The organism is Fodinicola feengrottensis, assembly GCF_010993775.1.
GTDB lineage: Bacteria > Actinomycetota > Actinomycetes > Mycobacteriales > HKI-0501 > Fodinicola > Fodinicola feengrottensis.
The window spans coordinates 30,041-45,493 of sequence record NZ_WOTO01000046.1 but is presented as its reverse complement, the minus strand read 5'-3'; the positions used below and the strand labels follow the sequence as shown (position 1 = coordinate 45,493).

Genomic DNA, 15,453 nt, shown 5'->3' with positions numbered 1-15,453 from the left:
ACGGTGTCGAAGTTTTGGTCAGTGCTGCCACCATGACTCCTCCTCAGCCGCTGACGAACGACTCGGCGACCTCGTACAACTCGTACTGCGGGTCACGGTCGAGGTCTCGGTACGGCCGCAGGCCCGCCGTGGTGCCCCGATGATCGGGCCCCTGCTCCCAAGCCAGAAACGCGTCCATGTCACGCCATTCGCTCATCACCGCGACGGTTCCCGGGCGGGACCTGGAATAGAGCAGCTCGTTGGCCAGCAATCCGGGCGTACGTGCCAAATCCTCGCTGATGCCGCGATAGATCTCCGGAATGCGGTCGGGGCCGTCCTGCGCGATGCGGTGCCAGACCAGCACTCGAACCCGGTTGCTCACCGCGCCGCACACCCCTGCAGCGCATACACCACGTTGACGGTCGTCATGGATCCGCCGGAACGGAACGGGTGGAGCTTTTGCCGGTGCTCGATGTGCTGGTCGGACCGCTCAAAAGCACGGAACCGCGCGGCTCGTCGATCCAGTCACTCATCACGTGGTAGACGTTTTCCTCGTCGGCGCTGCGCATCAGCCACTGCCCGAGGTTCGCCGGGTGGTCGGTGATGACCTTCCCGACCTCCAGCCAGGTCTGCTCGAAGCCCGCTGTCATGCCGGGTTTGATCTCGAACCGCAGCATCACCCGGAATGCTTCCGCCATCGTTATTTCCCTTTCCAGATCATCGATATGCCAGACCCCACCGAGGTGTCGCAGAGAGGCCAGCCAGGTCAGAAGAAGTGCGTTAGTCGCCACCGGCCGTCCCCACCCGGTCGGCCACCGAAAACTGCGAGATCGACGGCATCACTCTGGTCGCCAGGGATTTGCCCCGACCGGGCTCGGCCAGCAGGTCACTCAGTTCACGCTCCAGGTCCCTGCGTCCAGGAAGCGCCAGCAATTCCTCAATCGCCGCGGCCGGCTCACCCTCGTGCTGAATAACCTCGACAAGGTCGCCGTCCCGTACGAAAGCCGCCACCGCGTGCAGGCGCTCAGGCTCGCCGATACCGGTTTCCGTTGCGAACAAAGCACAAACACGGTCATCCCCGCCCGGTCGTAACCGGCGGTGGACGGCGGTGATCGCGGACACTCGGTCCTGGTACGTCCGGTTGGCCACTGGAGTCATGGTGTTTCGCCGGAAGTTGGCCAAAAACTCGTCCGGCGTGCCGCCGCAGCGGCGGCCCGGTTCGTCCAACCAACCGGCCAGCGCCTCCTCTGCCCGCCGCGCTCCCGGCAGCCGGGCGATGTGCCGGCCAAGGTCGTCGAATTCCCCTTCGTACTGGGAAATACGCACCATGGTGGTGTCCTTGAGAAAAAGCGCGGTGGCGGCCATGTAGCCGACCTCCCGGCCAGCGGCGTCCACCACCGCGGGCGAAGCGGCCCGTTGGAAGCCCTGCGGCGAGAAGATCCGCCGTACCTGGTCGGTGGCGCCGGCCCGGACCCGATAGCTCAGCGCCGCGAATCGCAGGCTCACCGGGCCGCCGCCGTCGCCAGCCGGTCCAGCCACCGCTGGTTCACCACACCCTGCGCGACCAGTGCCGCGGTGCTGCTGAACCGGGTCCGCTCGGCGGTGAACTCGACCTGCACGGTGCCGCCGACCGCGTCAACTTGCGTTGTCTTCGCGGGCAAAGCGCCACCGAGGCGACGGACAACCCCGGCCGCCGCGCAGACCGCGGTGGCACAGGACCGGTCCGCGCCAATGCCCGCCTGGTGCACCCGTACGGCGATCCGGTCCGGCCCGATCTCGTTGACGAACGTGACGTCCAGGTCGGCACCGAAGCGATCCTGGTCGAACTCCGGCCGGCGGCTCAGATCCAGCTCGGCCACCGGGGTGTCGATGACGCAGACCAGATGGGTGTTGCCCAGGGCCACAATCTCGCCGTCGTAGCCGACGCCGTCCACGCTTGCCTTGGCGGTGTCCAGAAAACGCGGCGACCGTAGCTCTACCGACACCGCGTCGCCGTCGACGAAGGCGCGAGTTGTGCCGCCAGGGGTGGCAATCCACACCTCCCCCGGTTCAGTACGCCGTTGATCGACCAGATATAATGCGGAAAGTCCGAAACCGGTGCCGCACATCGGCGACGCGGAGCCGTCGGCGTTCCGGCAGTCCATAAACCAGGCTGCCGCGGAATCCGTTGACTCCACTGGGACCAGACGCAGGATGCCGTCGGCGCCGAGGCCGGTGAAACGGTCACAGATCGCGCGTACGGCAGCTGCGGTCAGCTCGATCCGGGCGTCCTGGTCGAGCAGCAGGAGGAAGTCGTTGCCGCCGGTGTGCCCTTTGGCATAACGGATTTCCATTACCGGCTCGCAGCGGTGACCGGCTCGGTCGCCGTGATGTCCTGGATGTCGAACATTTCCAACGCGTTGCCGCTGAAAATCCGCTCCTGCTCGGCGACCGTGATGGGAAGCGCCCGGATGGAAGCCACCTTGTCCCTGAACACGGTGGGCATCGGCGGCGCGTCGGTGCCGAAAGAATGTGCTCCGGACCGAAAACACGCAGGTTGGCCAGGTGCAGCTCGGGGCCGTCCGCGGTGGTGTCGACGAAAAGCTTGCGCACCATTTCACTCGGGGCGGTGTTCGTACGCCCGCCGACGCCGAGCCGGGCTGGCGGACCACTGGGCAGGTCGCTGGTCTTCTTGCTGCGGCGCTGGGCGCCGATCCAGTCGTCCCAGTGCGCCGGCTTCCAGGCGAAGTCGATCCGGTCGGCGAGCGCGCTGGTGGCGCCACCGCTGCCGGACGAAATGAACCTCAGGTTCGGATATTGCTCCAACCGCCCGGAAAGCACGATCGCCGCGAGGCCGAGGGTCGCGTCGCAGGACCGCGCGACCATTTCCAGCATGCCGTAGTCGGTGACCCCGTTGCCGCAGGCCGGTGTCGGCCCGGCGTGCAGCAACACCGGCACGTCGACCTCGGCGAGCATCGCGAAGAAGTCGTCACAGCGAGACGAGTCGAGATACCCGTCGGCACCCACTGAAGTTCGCAATGATGCCGACAAAAGCCGGGTCCCTGAGGATTTCCGCGGTGCTCTCCAACGACTTCTCGTCGGCGTAGACATCGCAGTACGCGTACGCGCGAAGGTTGCGCGGATAGCTTTGGACGGTGCCGCCGAGCCAGTCGTGATACGACCGCAGTTGGTCGAACGGCCGCTGGTATCCGTCCACGCAGTCAGCCGGCACCATCGTGCTGGCGCCGCTCGGGCTGCCGACAATGGTCAGGTCGATGCCGGCGTCCTGCTTCGCCTCGATCGCGCCCTCGATGTCGCCGAGGCTGGCCGGCATCGGCGATCGGCGGACGATCTCCGGCGAGATGATATGGCTGTGTACGTCAATGATCACGGGAAAATCTCCTGGTCAGGCGGTGACAGCGTCAGCGGCGCTGCGGACGTAGAGCATCTCCATGGCGGACTCCCCATAAAAACTGTCGGAATCCGTCCGGAGTGGTCAGGTCGACCGGGTGCTCCAGGTATCCAGGTATTTCCTGTAACGCGATGTCGACGCTGAAGTCGCGGTTTTCGGTCGACTTCTGCTTGAGCAGCGCGTGCAGCGGGCCGGTGAACTCCATGATCCGGACCACCTGGTTGTCCCGTACGAAGACCGCGGTCCGCACCATTGAGCCAACCACAGTGCCGGCCTCGTCCCGAATCTGCGCGGACTCGGGTCGCGGATACTGCAGCAACAACTCCCGGACCTCCCGCGCACAGCCGGGCCGGAACCGCCAGGAAATAACCGCCAGTTGGGTGTCCGTTGCAGACAAAGGTCTTCCCCTTCGCATTAATTTCGGCAGTAGAACATGAAAAGGGTCTGGCCAGAATCTACCCTGGCCAGACACTTTTACCGCTAACTGCGTGTCAGGAGGCCGAAAACGCGAACATATTCGTCGCTGAATTCGACCCTACAGGACGCGCTCCATTTCGACTTGCCGCTGTTCCACCTGCTCGGCGAAAGACAACCAGGACTGGGAAAGCCGGCGGGCCACCGACGCGACAATGTCGCCGCAGTGACTGGGCACCGCGTCGGCCAGCCTGCGCCAGCCATCGACGGACAGCGAATGCGCGTCGAACAGCCGGAGCAACATCCGGCCGGACTCGGAGAACCGCAGCGACGGATCTTTCTTCAGATCCTGCAAAAAGGCCGAGAGATCGACCGGCAGCACGACCTCCCGCGGCCGCGGCACCGGGCTCACCATCGGCGCCGCCGGCCGGACCGCACCCCCCTGCCGATGCTCGGAGGTGCGCTGCTGCGGCGGCACCGGATCCTTCCCCGCCTCCACCCGCATCCGCACATCTCTGGCCGTGCCCAACGAAATTCCCGACTCCCTGGCGATTTGCCGCAGGCTCGCACCGGGCCGGGCACGAATCAGGTCACTCGCGACCCGGCGCCCATGCGCCGTACTCAACGGCCGAGCACACCCGTCCTTTCCGGTTCGCACGTTCAACCGGGGAATGTCCTCAGTCGTACGCCGGCGAATCGCGCACCGACTGTCTTCGCTGACAAACCGGCAAAAGATGCGATCGAGCGGTCCGACCACTCTGGATGCGTACGAATAATCCGGGCCGCGGCCGCACTCCGGTCGGCTTGCGAAAGCGGCAGGCCATGCCGGGAATTCAGCTCGACCGCGAGAACGAAGGCCTCCCGCTCGTCACCGTCGAAGAAGCGAACCTCGATCTGATCCGCTCCACGCAGCACCGCCGCCCGCAGCCGATGCATGCCGTCGATCACCGTCATCGTCGAACGGTGCACGACAATCGGCGGCGCCTGCGCCTCGGATTCGACGAGCGCCTGAATATGCGCCTGATCCTCACCGTCCACCCGCAATGAGTTCGTCATCGACAGCGATCCCATCGCTACCCACTCCGTAGGGCAGGTCTCCAGGCCGAACCCGCCAACCAGCGGGAAATCGATTATCTCGGTCATTCTTTCCCCTCGCTATCGGAACGGCGGCGAGTGTGAGCCAGCCGTCCCCGCACCACCGGAACTAGCCCTCAACAACTGGAGGGCACGAAGAACACGCGTTGTCGGGTCATTACAAGCTGCGAAAATTTCCTACGAGACGACCACAACGCTAGCCAGAGACTTACCGAGCGGCCATCCGACTTAAGTCGCCTATTTTGCCGCTATATAAAGAGGTAGTGAATTCAAGTAAAGACCAGGTAAAGCATTCATCGTTTCTTCTTGTCCTATCTGGGAACGTTCTCAGAACATCCAACGATCCCCACCCATCGTCGATGGACTTTACGGAGACAGCCTTACCCAGCGCTTACCGCGCACTGTCAGCACCTGACAGCGGCTGACAGTAGGACCGCTAAACAAGTCGGGACCTCGGCGTTTGTGCGGTTGTGCGACTCTTTGTGAGTGGAGTTCCGGTTACTGGGTCCGTTGGAGGTCATGGACGGCACCCGACTCATCCAGATCCGCCAGCCACGGCAGCGGGCTCTGCTGACCGCGCTGCTGGTACGACCTGGCCAGATCGTGCCAGCCGACTCGTTGATCGAGCGGCTGTGGCCCCAGATGTCGTTAGTGCACGCCCGCCGTGCGCTGCACACCGCGATCAGCCGACTACGGCAGGTGCTGGGCGACACGGACAGCATCTTGATTCGTACGCAAACACCGGGCTACCTGATCGATGTCAGCGTCGAACAGCTTGACACCGGGCAGTTCGAGGGACTGTTGCAGCGCGCGGCTCACCACCACCACGCCGACCCGGCCGCCCGCGGCGAACTGCTGGCGGCGGCACTGCGGCTCTGGCGCGGACCTCTGCTTGCCGACGTCGATGTCGACCTGCTGAGCCAGGACGAGCTGGTCGGCATCACCGAGCGCCGCGAACTGGCCCTGGAATGGCGGATTCAGGCCGACCTGGAGACCGGTAAGCACGCCGCGATGATTCCGGAGCTGAGCCAGCTCACCACGGAGTTCCCGGCCCGCGAACGATTCTGGGAGCACCTGATGGTGGCCCTCTACCGGGTCGGGCGGCAGGCCGAGGCCCTGGAGGCGTACCAAACGGCCCGCCGGCGGCTGGCCGAAACCCTCGGCATCGAACCCAGCGCCGCCCTGCGTACGCTGGAAAAAGACATCCTCAACCACGCCGACTGGCTGGCTGCCCCGGCCGGCGGCGCCGAACATCCGTGGCGGCTGCAGCGCCAGCTCCCGCTGCGCGACCCGCTGTTCAGCGGCCGCACCGACCTGATCGCGAGCATCGCCTGTCGGCTCACCAGACTCTCCAAGACAGTGTCCATCGTCGCCGTACACGGCGGCCCAGGCGTTGGGAAATCAGCGTTCGCCCTGCAAGTCGCCCACGATGTCACCCGGCACTTCCCGGACGGCCAGTGGTACGTACGCCTCGACGGCGCCGGTCGAGCGCCCCGCGATCCAGCCGAAGTGCTCGCCGAGTTGCTCTCCTCCTCCGGTCTGCACGCGGCTTCGATACCGGCCGGACTGGACGCGCGCGCGCGGCGTGGCGGACCCCGGATCGCCGACCGGCGGGTGCTGCTCGTCCTGGACGACGCGAGATCGGTGGAGCAGATCGAGCCGCTGCTGCCCGGTGCACCTGGCAGCGCCGTGCTGGTCACCAGCCGGACGGACCTGCGGGCGCTGCGGGTCTCGGCCGGCGCGGTCTCCGTGCCGTTGGACATACTCACCGCAGCTGAAGCGCGCGCCCTGTTACGAGCCGCCCTGGACGCACCCGATGCCTGCGGTACGGACATCGACGATCTCACCGAGATCTGCGCGATGCTCCCGCTGGCGTTGCGGATCGCCGCCGCGAACCTGGCCAGCCGGCCCGGCCACACGGCCGGTCAGCTGGTCGCCGAGCTGCGCGCCGGCGACCTGCTCGGCCAGCTCGCGGTGGTCGACGACCAGCGCGCGGCCGTACGAGCCGCCTTCCAGCAGTCGTACCAGCGGCTCGACCCGGTCGACGCGACGCTGTTCCGCCGGCTCGGGCTGGTGCCGGGGCCGCACGTGACGGCGGAAGGCGCGGCCTCCTCTGCTGGCCACCACCAGCGCCGACGTGGCCGCCCACCGGTTGGACGTGCTCGCCACCGCGAGCCTGCTCCAGCACCACGAGGCCGGTCGTTATCGGCTGCATGACCTGTTGCGCCGGTACGCCGGCGAGCAAGCGGAGAAGGAGGACACCGCCACCGATCGGGAGCAGGCCCGGGACCGCTGGTACGCGGACCTGCTGGCGCGTACGCGTGCGGCCGTCCTGATCGGACACCAGAACCCGCACTTCGCCTGTCCGTCCGCCGCCCGCGGCTGGCTGGACGCCGAGCGTCCGACCCTGGTGGCCGCCGCCCGCGTCGCCGGTCAGCTCGGTCCGCTGCCGATGGCCTGGCGGCTGGCCAGCGCCGCGGCCGGTTACCTGAGCGGCAACAACCACTCCGAGGAGTGGCGGTCGGTGGTCACCGATGGCCTGCGGGCCGCCCGAAAGGCCGGCGTGGTGCCGGCTCAGGCCGAAATGGAGGTCTGCGTGGCACTCCTGGAGACCAATGCCGGCCGCTATGACCTTGCTCTCCAGCATTACGAACGCAGCCTGCGGCTGCGGCAGCAGGACGGGCAGGACCTCGTCGCCCGTACGCCCTATCCGCGTCCCGCGCCTATCTTTGTCAACAACGGAACTCTGGCCGACGCGGTCGCCGCCACCCAACGCGGGATCGCCGCCGGCCGCCGCTACAACGATGTGTACGGGATGGCCGGAATGTTGGCCTTCTACGCCATGCTTCTTTTGGATCAAGGGAAAATTTCGGAGGCACTGGACCACCTGCGACAGGCCGCGGCCATCCGGCGGACGGCCGGTGGCGATGGCGCCACCGCGCACGAGCTGTGCCTGCAGGGCGCCTGTCTCTTCCTGCTCGGCCGCGCTCCCGAGGCGCTGGAACACCTCACCGTCTCGTACCGACTGAGCCAGCTGCACGGCGACCGGCCGACCGAGGCATGTGTGCTGCTCACTCGCGCCGAGATGGCCGCCAGTGGAGGACATTTCGACGAGGCGGTCAGCCTTGGCCGGCAGGCCGTCGCGGTCGCCGAAAACTGCGACAGCCACGCGCACATCGACGCCCTTGGCGCCCTCGGCCGTGCTCACCTGGTCAGCGGTGAGCACACCTTCGCCATCGAGGTTCTCGGCCGGGCCTGGGCGCTCGCCGACGCGCACGGCCACCGCCGGCCGGGCCTGCAAGCCCGTACTCGGCTCGCCGCCGCGCTGGTCGCCGCCGGTCAGCTCAGCACCGCGGCCGTCCATGTCGGCGCGAGCCTGCGTGCCTGCGGCGACCACGGATATCGGCTTCAGGAAGCGATCGCGCTGACCGTGCTCGCCGAGCTGCGGCTCGCCGAAGGCGACTTCGCGGCCGCCGCCGAGCAGTCCCAGCGGGCGCTGAACCTGCAGCAATCCCTGGGCTGCCTGGCCGGCGTACGCAGTGCCGATGCGGTGATGGCACGCGTACGCCAGCGGACTCCCGTGGAGAGATCCCTCAGCCTTATCTAGGACGCTAGTCCCTGGTCAACCGGCGGTAGGTGACCGAGTGCGGGCGGGCCGCTTCCTGGCCGAGGCGTTCGATCTTGTTCTTCTCGTACGAGTCGAAGTTGCCCTCGAACCAGAACCACTGCGCCGGGTCCGCCTCGTCACCTTCCCAGGCCAGGATGTGGGTCGCGACGCGGTCCAGGAACCACCGGTCGTGGGACGTGATGACGGCACAGCCGGGGAATTCCAGCAGCGCGTTTTCCAAGCTGGACAGCGTTTCCACGTCCAGGTCGTTGGTCGGCTCGTCGAGCAGGATCAGGTTTCCGCCCTGCTTCAGGGTCAGCGCCAGGTTGAGCCGGTTGCGCTCGCCGCCGGACAGCACGCCGGACAGTTTCTGCTGGTCCGGGCCCTTGAAGCCGAAGGCGCCAACGTACGCGCGAGACGGCATTTCGACCTTGCCGACCTGAATGAAGTCCAAGCCCTCGGAGACCACTTCCCAGACGTTCTTTTTCGGGTCGATGCCCCCCGGTTCTGGTCCACATAGGACAGCTGAACGGTGTCACCGATGCGTACGGTGCCCGAGTCCGGCTTCTCCAGCCCGACAATCGTCTTGAAAAGCGTCGTCTTACCGACGCCGTTCGGGCCGATCACCCCGACAATGCCGTTACGCGGCAGGGAAAACGACAGGTCCTTGATGAGTACGCGACCGTCGAAGCCCTTGTCCAGGTGATCCACCTCGACCACCACGTTGCCCAACCGCGGGCCCGGCGGGATCTGGATTTCCTCGAAGTCGAGCTTGCGGGTCTTGTCGGCCTCGGCGGCCATTTCCTCGTACCGGGCCAGTCGCGCTTTGCTCTTGGTCTGCCGGGCCTTGGGATTGGACCGTACCCACTCCAGCTCGTCCGCGAGCCGCTTCGCCTGCTTCACGTCTTTTCGTCCCTGGACGGCCATCCGCTCGGCCTTCTTCTCCAGATACGTGGTGTAGTTGCCCTCGTAGCCGATCGCGCTGCCGCGGTCCAGCTCCATGATCCAGCCGGCCACGTTGTCCAGGAAATACCTGTCGTGGGTGACGGCGAGAATGGCGCCGGGGTATTTCGCCAGGTGCTGCTCCAGCCACTGCACGGACTCCGCGTCCAAGTGGTTGGTTGGCTCGTCCAGGAGCAGCAGATCGGGCTGCTGCAACAGAAGTTTGCACAGCGCGACCCGTCGGCGCTCACCACCGGAAAGCACTCGTACGTCCGCGTCGCCGGGCGGGCAGCGCAACGCGTCCATCGCCTGGTCGAGCCGACTGTCCAGCTCCCAGCCCTCGTGCGCCTCGATTTTCTCCATCAGGTCGCCCTGCTCGGTCATCAGCGTGTCGAAGTCGGCGTCCGGGTCGCCCATCGCGTTGGAGACCTCTTCGAAGCGGGTCAACCAGCCGCGCAGCTCGGAAACGGCCTCGTCAATGTTCTCGCGGACCGTCTTGTCCTCGGTCAGCGGCGGCTCCTGCTGCAGCATTCCCACGGTCGCGCCAGGCGCGAGCAGCGCGTCACCGTTGGACGGCTGGTCCAGGCCGGCCATGATCTTCAGCACACTGGACTTGCCGGCGCCGTTCGGGCCGACGACGCCGATCTTCGCGCCCGGCAGGAACGACAGCGTCACGTTGTCGAGGATGACCTTGTCGCCGTGCGCTTTGCGTAGATTACGCATGGTGTAGATGTACTGAGCCACTGAAGTGGTTCCTCCCCTGCCGCCGCCGGAGAACCCTGGCGGCGGCGCGTCTGCTTTCGTCTCACTCCCATTGTCCCAGGCGGGCAAGGTCGGCTGCCGGTTGGTGCGGCCTCGGCGCGAGTAGGAGCCGGTGGCGCCGCGGGCCGGGTAACGTATGGACGTGCGATGGAGCGTGAAGCCGGTGGCCTGGGACGACCCGGTCGGCGTGGAGTTGCGTGCCGACCAGGAGGCGGAGCTGCTGGCCCGGTACGGGCAGGACACCGAGCCGGGCGCCAAGCCGACCGCGGCGACCATCAGCGTGTTCCTGGGTTTTTCCGACGCGTTCACGGGGGAGCCGGTGGGATGTGGCGCGTTGCGCGACCTCGACGAGGAGGCTGTCGAGATCAAACGCATGTACGTCGTACCAAAACACCGCGGCCGCGGTGCCGGCCGGGCGGTGCTGGCGGCGCTGGAGCAGACCGCCCGGAGCCGCGGCGCGACCGTCGCCCGGCTGGAGACCGGCACCGAGCAGCCGGAAGCGATCACGCTCTACGAGCGTGGCGGATACGACCGTATAGATGCTTTTGGATCGTATGTCGATAATCCGCAAAGTGTCTGCTATGAGCGGATTCTCTAGCCTGCACCGGACAGTGATCTAGTCGACGAAACCCGGTTAGCCGTACGGCCGTTAGGTAAAGTTTGAAGCAAGACGAACCGGGAAATCCACACCTGGGGTCCGGTCCCACAAGGACCCGCCAAGGAGGGCTTCGGTTGGGCAGCAGCATCGCAGCAGGCACCGCGGATCGGGATTTCGTCGTCGTCGCCAACCGGTTGCCGGTCGACCGGGTCGTCCGGCCGGACGGCGAGGTGGAGTGGCGACGCAGCCCGGGTGGGCTGGTGACCGCCCTGGAACCGATCATGCAGAGCCGGGACGGCGCGTGGATCGGCTGGTCCGGCGATGTCGACCACGCACCCGAGCCGTTCGAAAGCGACGGCATGCTCCTGCATGCGGTTCCGCTGTCCAGCAAGGAAGTCGCGCGCTATTACGAAGGTTTCTCCAACGCGACGCTGTGGCCGCTCTACCACGACGCGGTGGCACCGCCGGAGTTCCACCGGTCCTGGTGGGACACGTATGTGACGGTCAACCGCCGGTTCGCCGAGGCGGCGGCCGCGGTGGCCGGCCAGAACGCGGTCGTCTGGATCCAGGACTACCAGCTGCAGCTGGTGCCGGCGATGCTCCGGGCTCAGCGCCCTGACCTGCGGATCGGCTTCTTCCTGCACATCCCGTTCCCGCCCACCGAGCTGTTCATGCAGCTGCCGTGGCGGACCCGGGATGTGGAAGGGCTGCTCGGCGCCGACCTGATCGGCTTCCAGCTGCCCGGCGGCGCGGCCAACTTCCTGCGGCTCGCGCGCCAGCTCTGCGGGCTGCAACCACATGGCCGTACGGTCGAGGTTACGGACGCCGACGGCGAGCCCCGGGTCGTACGGGCCGAGGCCTTCCCGATCTCCATCGACACCAAGGGCATGTCCGACCTGTCGGCCTCGCCGGAGGTCGTGCAGCGCGCCAAGGAGCTGTATTCGGAGCTGGGCGAGCCCAAACACGTGCTGCTCGGCGTGGACCGGCTGGACTACACCAAGGGCATTAGTACGCGTCTGCAGGCTTATCGGGAGCTCCTGGAAGACAGCTCGATCACCGTCCCGGACACCGTACTGATCCAGGTCGCCACCCCGAGCCGGGAGCGCGTCGAGCACTACAAGGCGCTGCGCAACCGGATCGAGCTGCAGGTCGGCCGGATCAACGGCGACTTCGGCACGCTCGGGCACCCCGCTGTGCAGTATTTGCACCAGTCATACGGACGCGACGAGCTTTGCGCGCTTTACCGGGTCGCCGACGTGATGCTGGTGACGCCGCTGCGGGACGGCATGAACCTGGTCGCGAAGGAATATGTGGCGGCGCGTACCGATCACGGCGGCGCGCTGGTGCTGAGCGAGTTCACCGGCGCGGCGGCCGAGCTTCGCCAGGCGTACCAGGTGAATCCGCACGACATCACGCACCTGAAGGAGACGATTGTGGCCGCGCTCAACCAGGACCCGGCCGAGGGAGCCCGCCGGATGCGCGCGATGCGCCGGCACGTGACCAGCCACGACGTGAACCACTGGGCCGCGTCTTTCCTTGACTCACTGCGAAAGACCAACGCATGAAAGACCTCGCACAGACGACCAGACTGCTGGTCGCGACCGATTTCGACGGCGTGCTGGCGCCTATCGTGTCCAATCCCGCGTCCGCGCGCGCACTGCCGGAGTCAGTGGCCGCGCTGCGGCGCGCTGGGTGACCTGCCCGAGACCGAGGTGGCCATCATCACCGGCCGCTCGCTGGAGGTCCTTCGCCGGCTGCTCGACCCACCGCCGCAATGGCACCTGGTCGGCTCGCACGGCGCCGAGACCTCGGACCACAGCCTCGATCTGGACGCGTTGCAACCGGCCGTGATCAAGCTCGCCGCCCGGCTGGAGCACCTCGTCGGTGGCCGTCCGGGGGTAGCGATCGAGCCGAAGCCGACCGGCGCGGCGGCGTGCACGTACGCAATGCCGCCCCCGAGGTCGCGCAAGCGGTCCTGACCGAGGTCCGCGAGGGACCGGCGGCGGAGCCGGGGATTTTCACCACAGAGGGAAAGTGCGTGATCGAGCTGGCGGTGGTCGACGTCAGCAAAGGCGCGGCGATCACCCAACTGCGCGCGGATCTGGGCGCGACCGCGGTGCTCTACGTCGGCGACGACGTGACCGACGAGAAGGCGTTTTTGGCGCTGTCAGAGGGTGATGTGGGCGTCAAGGTCGGGGGCCCGGCGAGACCGCCGCGACGGTAAGAGTGGCGGATCCGGAGGCGGTCGCTACGCTGTTCGCCGAGTTGGCGGCGCTGCGGAAGGGATAGTCGTGACCGACGACCGGACCGAGATCGACGTCAGCACGCTGCCGCCAGGGGGCACCTACCCTTGGCTGACCGCGACGGTGATTCCGCGGCCGATCGCGTGGGTGTCCTCGCTTTCGGCCGACGGCGTGGAAAACCTCGCGCCGCATTCGTTTTTCACGGTCGCCAGCGCCGAACCGCCGGTGGTGTCCTTCACTTCGGTCGGTGAGAAGGACACCATCCGGAACGTACGAGCCACTGGTGAGTTCGTGGTGAACTTCGCTTCCCGCTCGCTGGCCGAGAAAATCAACCTCACCTCGACGAACTTTCCGCCCGAGCACAGCGAGGCGGCGGTCGCGGAGCTGGCTTTGACGGACAGCACGGCGGTAAGACCGCGCCGAGTGGCGGAATCACCGGCGGCGCTGGAATGCCGCTTCGTCGGCGAGAAATCCTTCGGGGACAGCACCGTGGTTTTCGGTCAGGTGCTGCATCTTTCCGTCGCCACCGCCAGTTTGTTGGCGGACGGCAAGCCCGACGCCCACCACCTCGACCCGGCCGCGCGACTCGGCCGGGACGAGTGGGGCACCCTCGGGGAAATCTTCAGCCTCCGCCGGATCCCCTACCGGGAATGGGCCGGCAGCACGAAAGACGGCGACCCGAGCGCCAGCTGACTCGTGTAGGTCGGCAGGCCGGTCAGCGGATCGCGGTCGAAAGCGGTCAGGTTGCTGGAATTCTGGTTCGCCACCCAGATCCGGTCCGCGGTCACCGCGAAATGCCGTGGCCACTGGCCGTGCACCGAGACATCCGACAGCACTCTGGGCGTACCGGTGCTGATGTCGAAGGTGGTGATCACGTCACCGCCGCGATTGCCGACATAGCAAAAGACATTGTCCGGTGAAAGCGCGATTTCCGAGGGATAGTTGCGAACGCTGTAAGTGTCCTTTGTGGCCCGGGTTGGACATGGCGTTGGGTTAGCGCGCCACTGACAGGGTTGTAGGAGAAAGTCCGCAATGACGAGTCGGACTCACCGACCAGGTAGACCGTGTTTCCCGGCGCGAACCGGAAATGCCGCGGCCCGGTTCCGGTCGGCAGCGCGGTGACCGCGGTCTGCTTGAGTTTGCCGCCCCGCAGCTGGTACGCGAACACCTGATCGGTGCCGAGATCGCTCACCAGCACGAACCGGCCGCTGGGCGCGAACCGCGCCATGTGCGCGTGTGGAGTGGCGCCCTGATGGCGTACGAGATCGGTGGACGCGCCGACACTGCCATCCGCGTTCAGTGCGTTGACGCCAACCGTACCGTCGCCGTAATTCGCTGTCAGCACATACTTTCCGGTCGGATCCACCGTCAGCTGCGCCGGACCGTTGCCGCCACACGAGACGGTGTTGAGCTGGGTGAGAACGCCACCGGCCCCGATGGTGAAGCCGGTGACCGTGCCGGCGGTCTGTTCGTCGACCGCGTAAAGGAAACGGCCGTTGGGATGCACGGTCAGATACGACGGCGAGGCGAGGCCGGCCGCCGAGCTGACCGTGGACAGGTCGCTGCTCGCGAGCGTGGTGATGGCGTGCGCGTACGAGCCGATGTAAAGCAGGCACCCGCTCGCCCGTTGTGCGTACGCGGCAGTGGGTAGTGCGACGGTCGCGGCCGCGACGGCGGCACCGGTGAGTTTCAGGAATCCCCTGCGGTCGGGCATGGCTTGACGCTCCCAAGTCTGCGGAATGCTGCCATTCAGCTAAACGGAAAACAACAGCTCAGGGCGACACACTGACCACTACCGGTCATTTGCGCACTCTATTTCCGCACCATGGGCAGAATGCACGCGGGCGCCTCCACCTGCAAGGACTTCCCGGATGGCCGCGGAATTGCGAACCTGTCAATAACGAATGCGGCGAGGTCCCCGAATTCTGGTTGGCCACCCACAGCCGGTCGCCGGCGACCGCCAGATGCCGCGGCCATTGCCCGCCGGCCGACACCTCCGCCTTCGCGCTCACGCTGCCACCGGCGATCCCGAAGACGGTGACCACGTCGTCACCGCGATTGGCGACATAGCAGAACCGACCATCGGCCGAGAGGGCGATTTCGGATGGGTAATTGCGAACACCGTTCCCGGCGACGCTGGCCGGGCAGGTGTCTCGCTCGGTCAGCGCACCCGTTTCCGGGTCGTACGCGAAGCCGTGAATGGTCGAATCCAGCTCACCCACCGCATAAACGCTTTTGTCCGGCCCGAAAACCAGGTGTCGGGGACCCGTGCCCGGCGGCAGTTTCGTCGCGCTGACCCGCTCCAGCGCGCCACCTGGCAACGCGTACGTGATGATCTCGTCCGTACCCAGATCCGCCACCAGCGCGTACCGGCCGTCCGGCGCGAACCGTACGACGTGCGCGTGCGGCCCCTCCTGGCGCT

The 15,453-nt window shown here is 66.7% G+C and carries 19 protein-coding genes and 2 pseudogenes; 8 read left to right on the top strand and 13 right to left on the bottom strand.

What is annotated here, in order from left to right:
• Positions 1 to 43: 43 nt before the first annotated feature.
• The 9 genes from GNX96_RS34000 to GNX96_RS57235 all read right to left on the bottom strand — a co-directional run bounded on the left by GNX96_RS34000 (position 44) and on the right by GNX96_RS57235 (position 4,927).
• Entirely contained in the window at positions 44 to 361 is a 318-nt protein-coding gene (locus GNX96_RS34000) for an antibiotic biosynthesis monooxygenase family protein (RefSeq protein WP_163572022.1), read from the bottom strand.
• A gap of 43 nt (positions 362 to 404) precedes the next feature.
• Entirely contained in the window at positions 405 to 770 is a 366-nt protein-coding gene (locus GNX96_RS33995; RefSeq protein ID WP_279582186.1) for an antibiotic biosynthesis monooxygenase family protein, read from the bottom strand.
• Complete coding sequence (locus tag GNX96_RS33990) at positions 760 to 1,485, bottom strand: SchA/CurD-like domain-containing protein (protein ID WP_163572021.1); 726 nt, start codon at positions 1,483 to 1,485, stop codon at positions 760 to 762. The genes GNX96_RS33995 and GNX96_RS33990 overlap by 11 nt, the downstream gene beginning before the upstream one ends.
• Positions 1,482 to 2,312: a diaminopimelate epimerase gene (gene dapF / locus GNX96_RS33985; protein WP_163572020.1), complete on the bottom strand. Its 831-nt coding sequence runs from the start codon at positions 2,310 to 2,312 to the stop codon at positions 1,482 to 1,484. Before dapF ends, GNX96_RS33990 begins: the two co-directional genes overlap by 4 nt.
• Positions 2,203 to 2,934 carry an amidohydrolase family protein gene (locus GNX96_RS33980; protein ID WP_279582185.1) on the bottom strand — a complete coding sequence of 244 codons (732 nt, stop codon included), beginning with the start codon at positions 2,932 to 2,934 and terminating at the stop codon, positions 2,203 to 2,205. The genes dapF and GNX96_RS33980 overlap by 110 nt, the downstream gene beginning before the upstream one ends.
• A gap of 13 nt (positions 2,935 to 2,947) precedes the next feature.
• Complete coding sequence (locus GNX96_RS33975; RefSeq protein ID WP_163572018.1) at positions 2,948 to 3,349, bottom strand: amidohydrolase family protein; 402 nt, start codon at positions 3,347 to 3,349, stop codon at positions 2,948 to 2,950.
• 31 nt (positions 3,350 to 3,380) lie between these two features.
• A complete protein-coding gene (locus tag GNX96_RS33970; RefSeq protein WP_163572017.1) occupies positions 3,381 to 3,767 on the bottom strand; it encodes a SchA/CurD-like domain-containing protein in 387 nt (128 codons plus the stop codon).
• Between the two features lie 138 nt (positions 3,768 to 3,905).
• Entirely contained in the window at positions 3,906 to 4,448 is a 543-nt protein-coding gene (locus GNX96_RS57240; RefSeq protein WP_279582184.1) for a hypothetical protein, read from the bottom strand.
• On the bottom strand, positions 4,445 to 4,927 hold the full coding sequence (locus tag GNX96_RS57235) for a ParB/RepB/Spo0J family partition protein (protein ID WP_279582183.1): 483 nt from the start codon (positions 4,925 to 4,927) through the stop codon (positions 4,445 to 4,447). Before GNX96_RS57235 ends, GNX96_RS57240 begins: the two co-directional genes overlap by 4 nt.
• A gap of 471 nt (positions 4,928 to 5,398) precedes the next feature.
• Here GNX96_RS57235 and GNX96_RS33960 point away from each other — a divergent pair, with 471 nt between their 5' ends.
• Together GNX96_RS33960 and GNX96_RS33955 are read left to right on the top strand one after the other, a co-directional pair.
• Positions 5,399 to 7,096, top strand: a complete 1,698-nt coding sequence (locus GNX96_RS33960) for an AfsR/SARP family transcriptional regulator (RefSeq protein WP_163572016.1) — start codon at positions 5,399 to 5,401, stop codon at positions 7,094 to 7,096.
• Positions 7,038 to 8,486 (top strand): tetratricopeptide repeat protein, encoded by a 1,449-nt coding sequence (locus GNX96_RS33955; RefSeq protein ID WP_163572015.1) that lies wholly within the window; start codon positions 7,038 to 7,040, stop codon positions 8,484 to 8,486. The genes GNX96_RS33960 and GNX96_RS33955 overlap by 59 nt, the downstream gene beginning before the upstream one ends.
• A gap of 4 nt (positions 8,487 to 8,490) precedes the next feature.
• On the opposite strand, the pseudogene ettA reads toward GNX96_RS33955, so the two are convergent.
• A pseudogene (gene ettA / locus GNX96_RS33950) lies at positions 8,491 to 10,172 on the bottom strand (energy-dependent translational throttle protein EttA).
• A 160-nt stretch (positions 10,173 to 10,332) separates the two neighbouring features.
• Between ettA and GNX96_RS33945 the strand changes: the two are divergent.
• The 6 genes from GNX96_RS33945 (at position 10,333) to GNX96_RS33930 (ending at position 13,724) form a co-directional block, all read left to right on the top strand.
• Entirely contained in the window at positions 10,333 to 10,788 is a 456-nt protein-coding gene (locus GNX96_RS33945; protein ID WP_279582182.1) for a GNAT family N-acetyltransferase, read from the top strand.
• Between the two features lie 134 nt (positions 10,789 to 10,922).
• Positions 10,923 to 12,353 (top strand): alpha,alpha-trehalose-phosphate synthase (UDP-forming), encoded by a 1,431-nt coding sequence (locus GNX96_RS33940; RefSeq protein WP_163572013.1) that lies wholly within the window; start codon positions 10,923 to 10,925, stop codon positions 12,351 to 12,353.
• Positions 12,350 to 12,484, top strand: a complete 135-nt coding sequence (locus GNX96_RS61630) for a hypothetical protein (RefSeq protein ID WP_313885844.1) — start codon at positions 12,350 to 12,352, stop codon at positions 12,482 to 12,484. The genes GNX96_RS33940 and GNX96_RS61630 overlap by 4 nt, the downstream gene beginning before the upstream one ends.
• 16 nt (positions 12,485 to 12,500) lie before the next feature.
• Positions 12,501 to 12,767, top strand: coding sequence for a trehalose-phosphatase (locus GNX96_RS61625; RefSeq protein ID WP_313885843.1), 267 nt, complete (start codon positions 12,501 to 12,503; stop codon positions 12,765 to 12,767).
• Entirely contained in the window at positions 12,722 to 13,012 is a 291-nt protein-coding gene (locus GNX96_RS61620; RefSeq protein ID WP_313885842.1) for a trehalose-phosphatase, read from the top strand. The genes GNX96_RS61625 and GNX96_RS61620 overlap by 46 nt, the downstream gene beginning before the upstream one ends.
• Before the next feature lie 67 nt (positions 13,013 to 13,079).
• Entirely contained in the window at positions 13,080 to 13,724 is a 645-nt protein-coding gene (locus GNX96_RS33930) for a flavin reductase family protein (protein WP_313885841.1), read from the top strand.
• Here GNX96_RS33930 and GNX96_RS33925 read toward each other — a convergent pair.
• The 3 genes and pseudogenes from GNX96_RS33925 to GNX96_RS33915 all read right to left on the bottom strand — a co-directional run.
• On the bottom strand, positions 13,673 to 13,960 hold the full coding sequence (locus tag GNX96_RS33925) for a lactonase family protein (RefSeq protein WP_279582199.1): 288 nt from the start codon (positions 13,958 to 13,960) through the stop codon (positions 13,673 to 13,675). The genes GNX96_RS33930 and GNX96_RS33925 overlap by 52 nt on opposite strands.
• Positions 13,903 to 14,745 carry a lactonase family protein gene (locus GNX96_RS33920; RefSeq protein ID WP_163572052.1) on the bottom strand — a complete coding sequence of 281 codons (843 nt, stop codon included), beginning with the start codon at positions 14,743 to 14,745 and terminating at the stop codon, positions 13,903 to 13,905. The genes GNX96_RS33925 and GNX96_RS33920 overlap by 58 nt, the downstream gene beginning before the upstream one ends.
• A gap of 85 nt (positions 14,746 to 14,830) precedes the next feature.
• A pseudogene (locus GNX96_RS33915) lies at positions 14,831 to 15,424 on the bottom strand (lactonase family protein); the annotation flags it as partial.
• Positions 15,425 to 15,453: the final 29 nt, after the last annotated feature.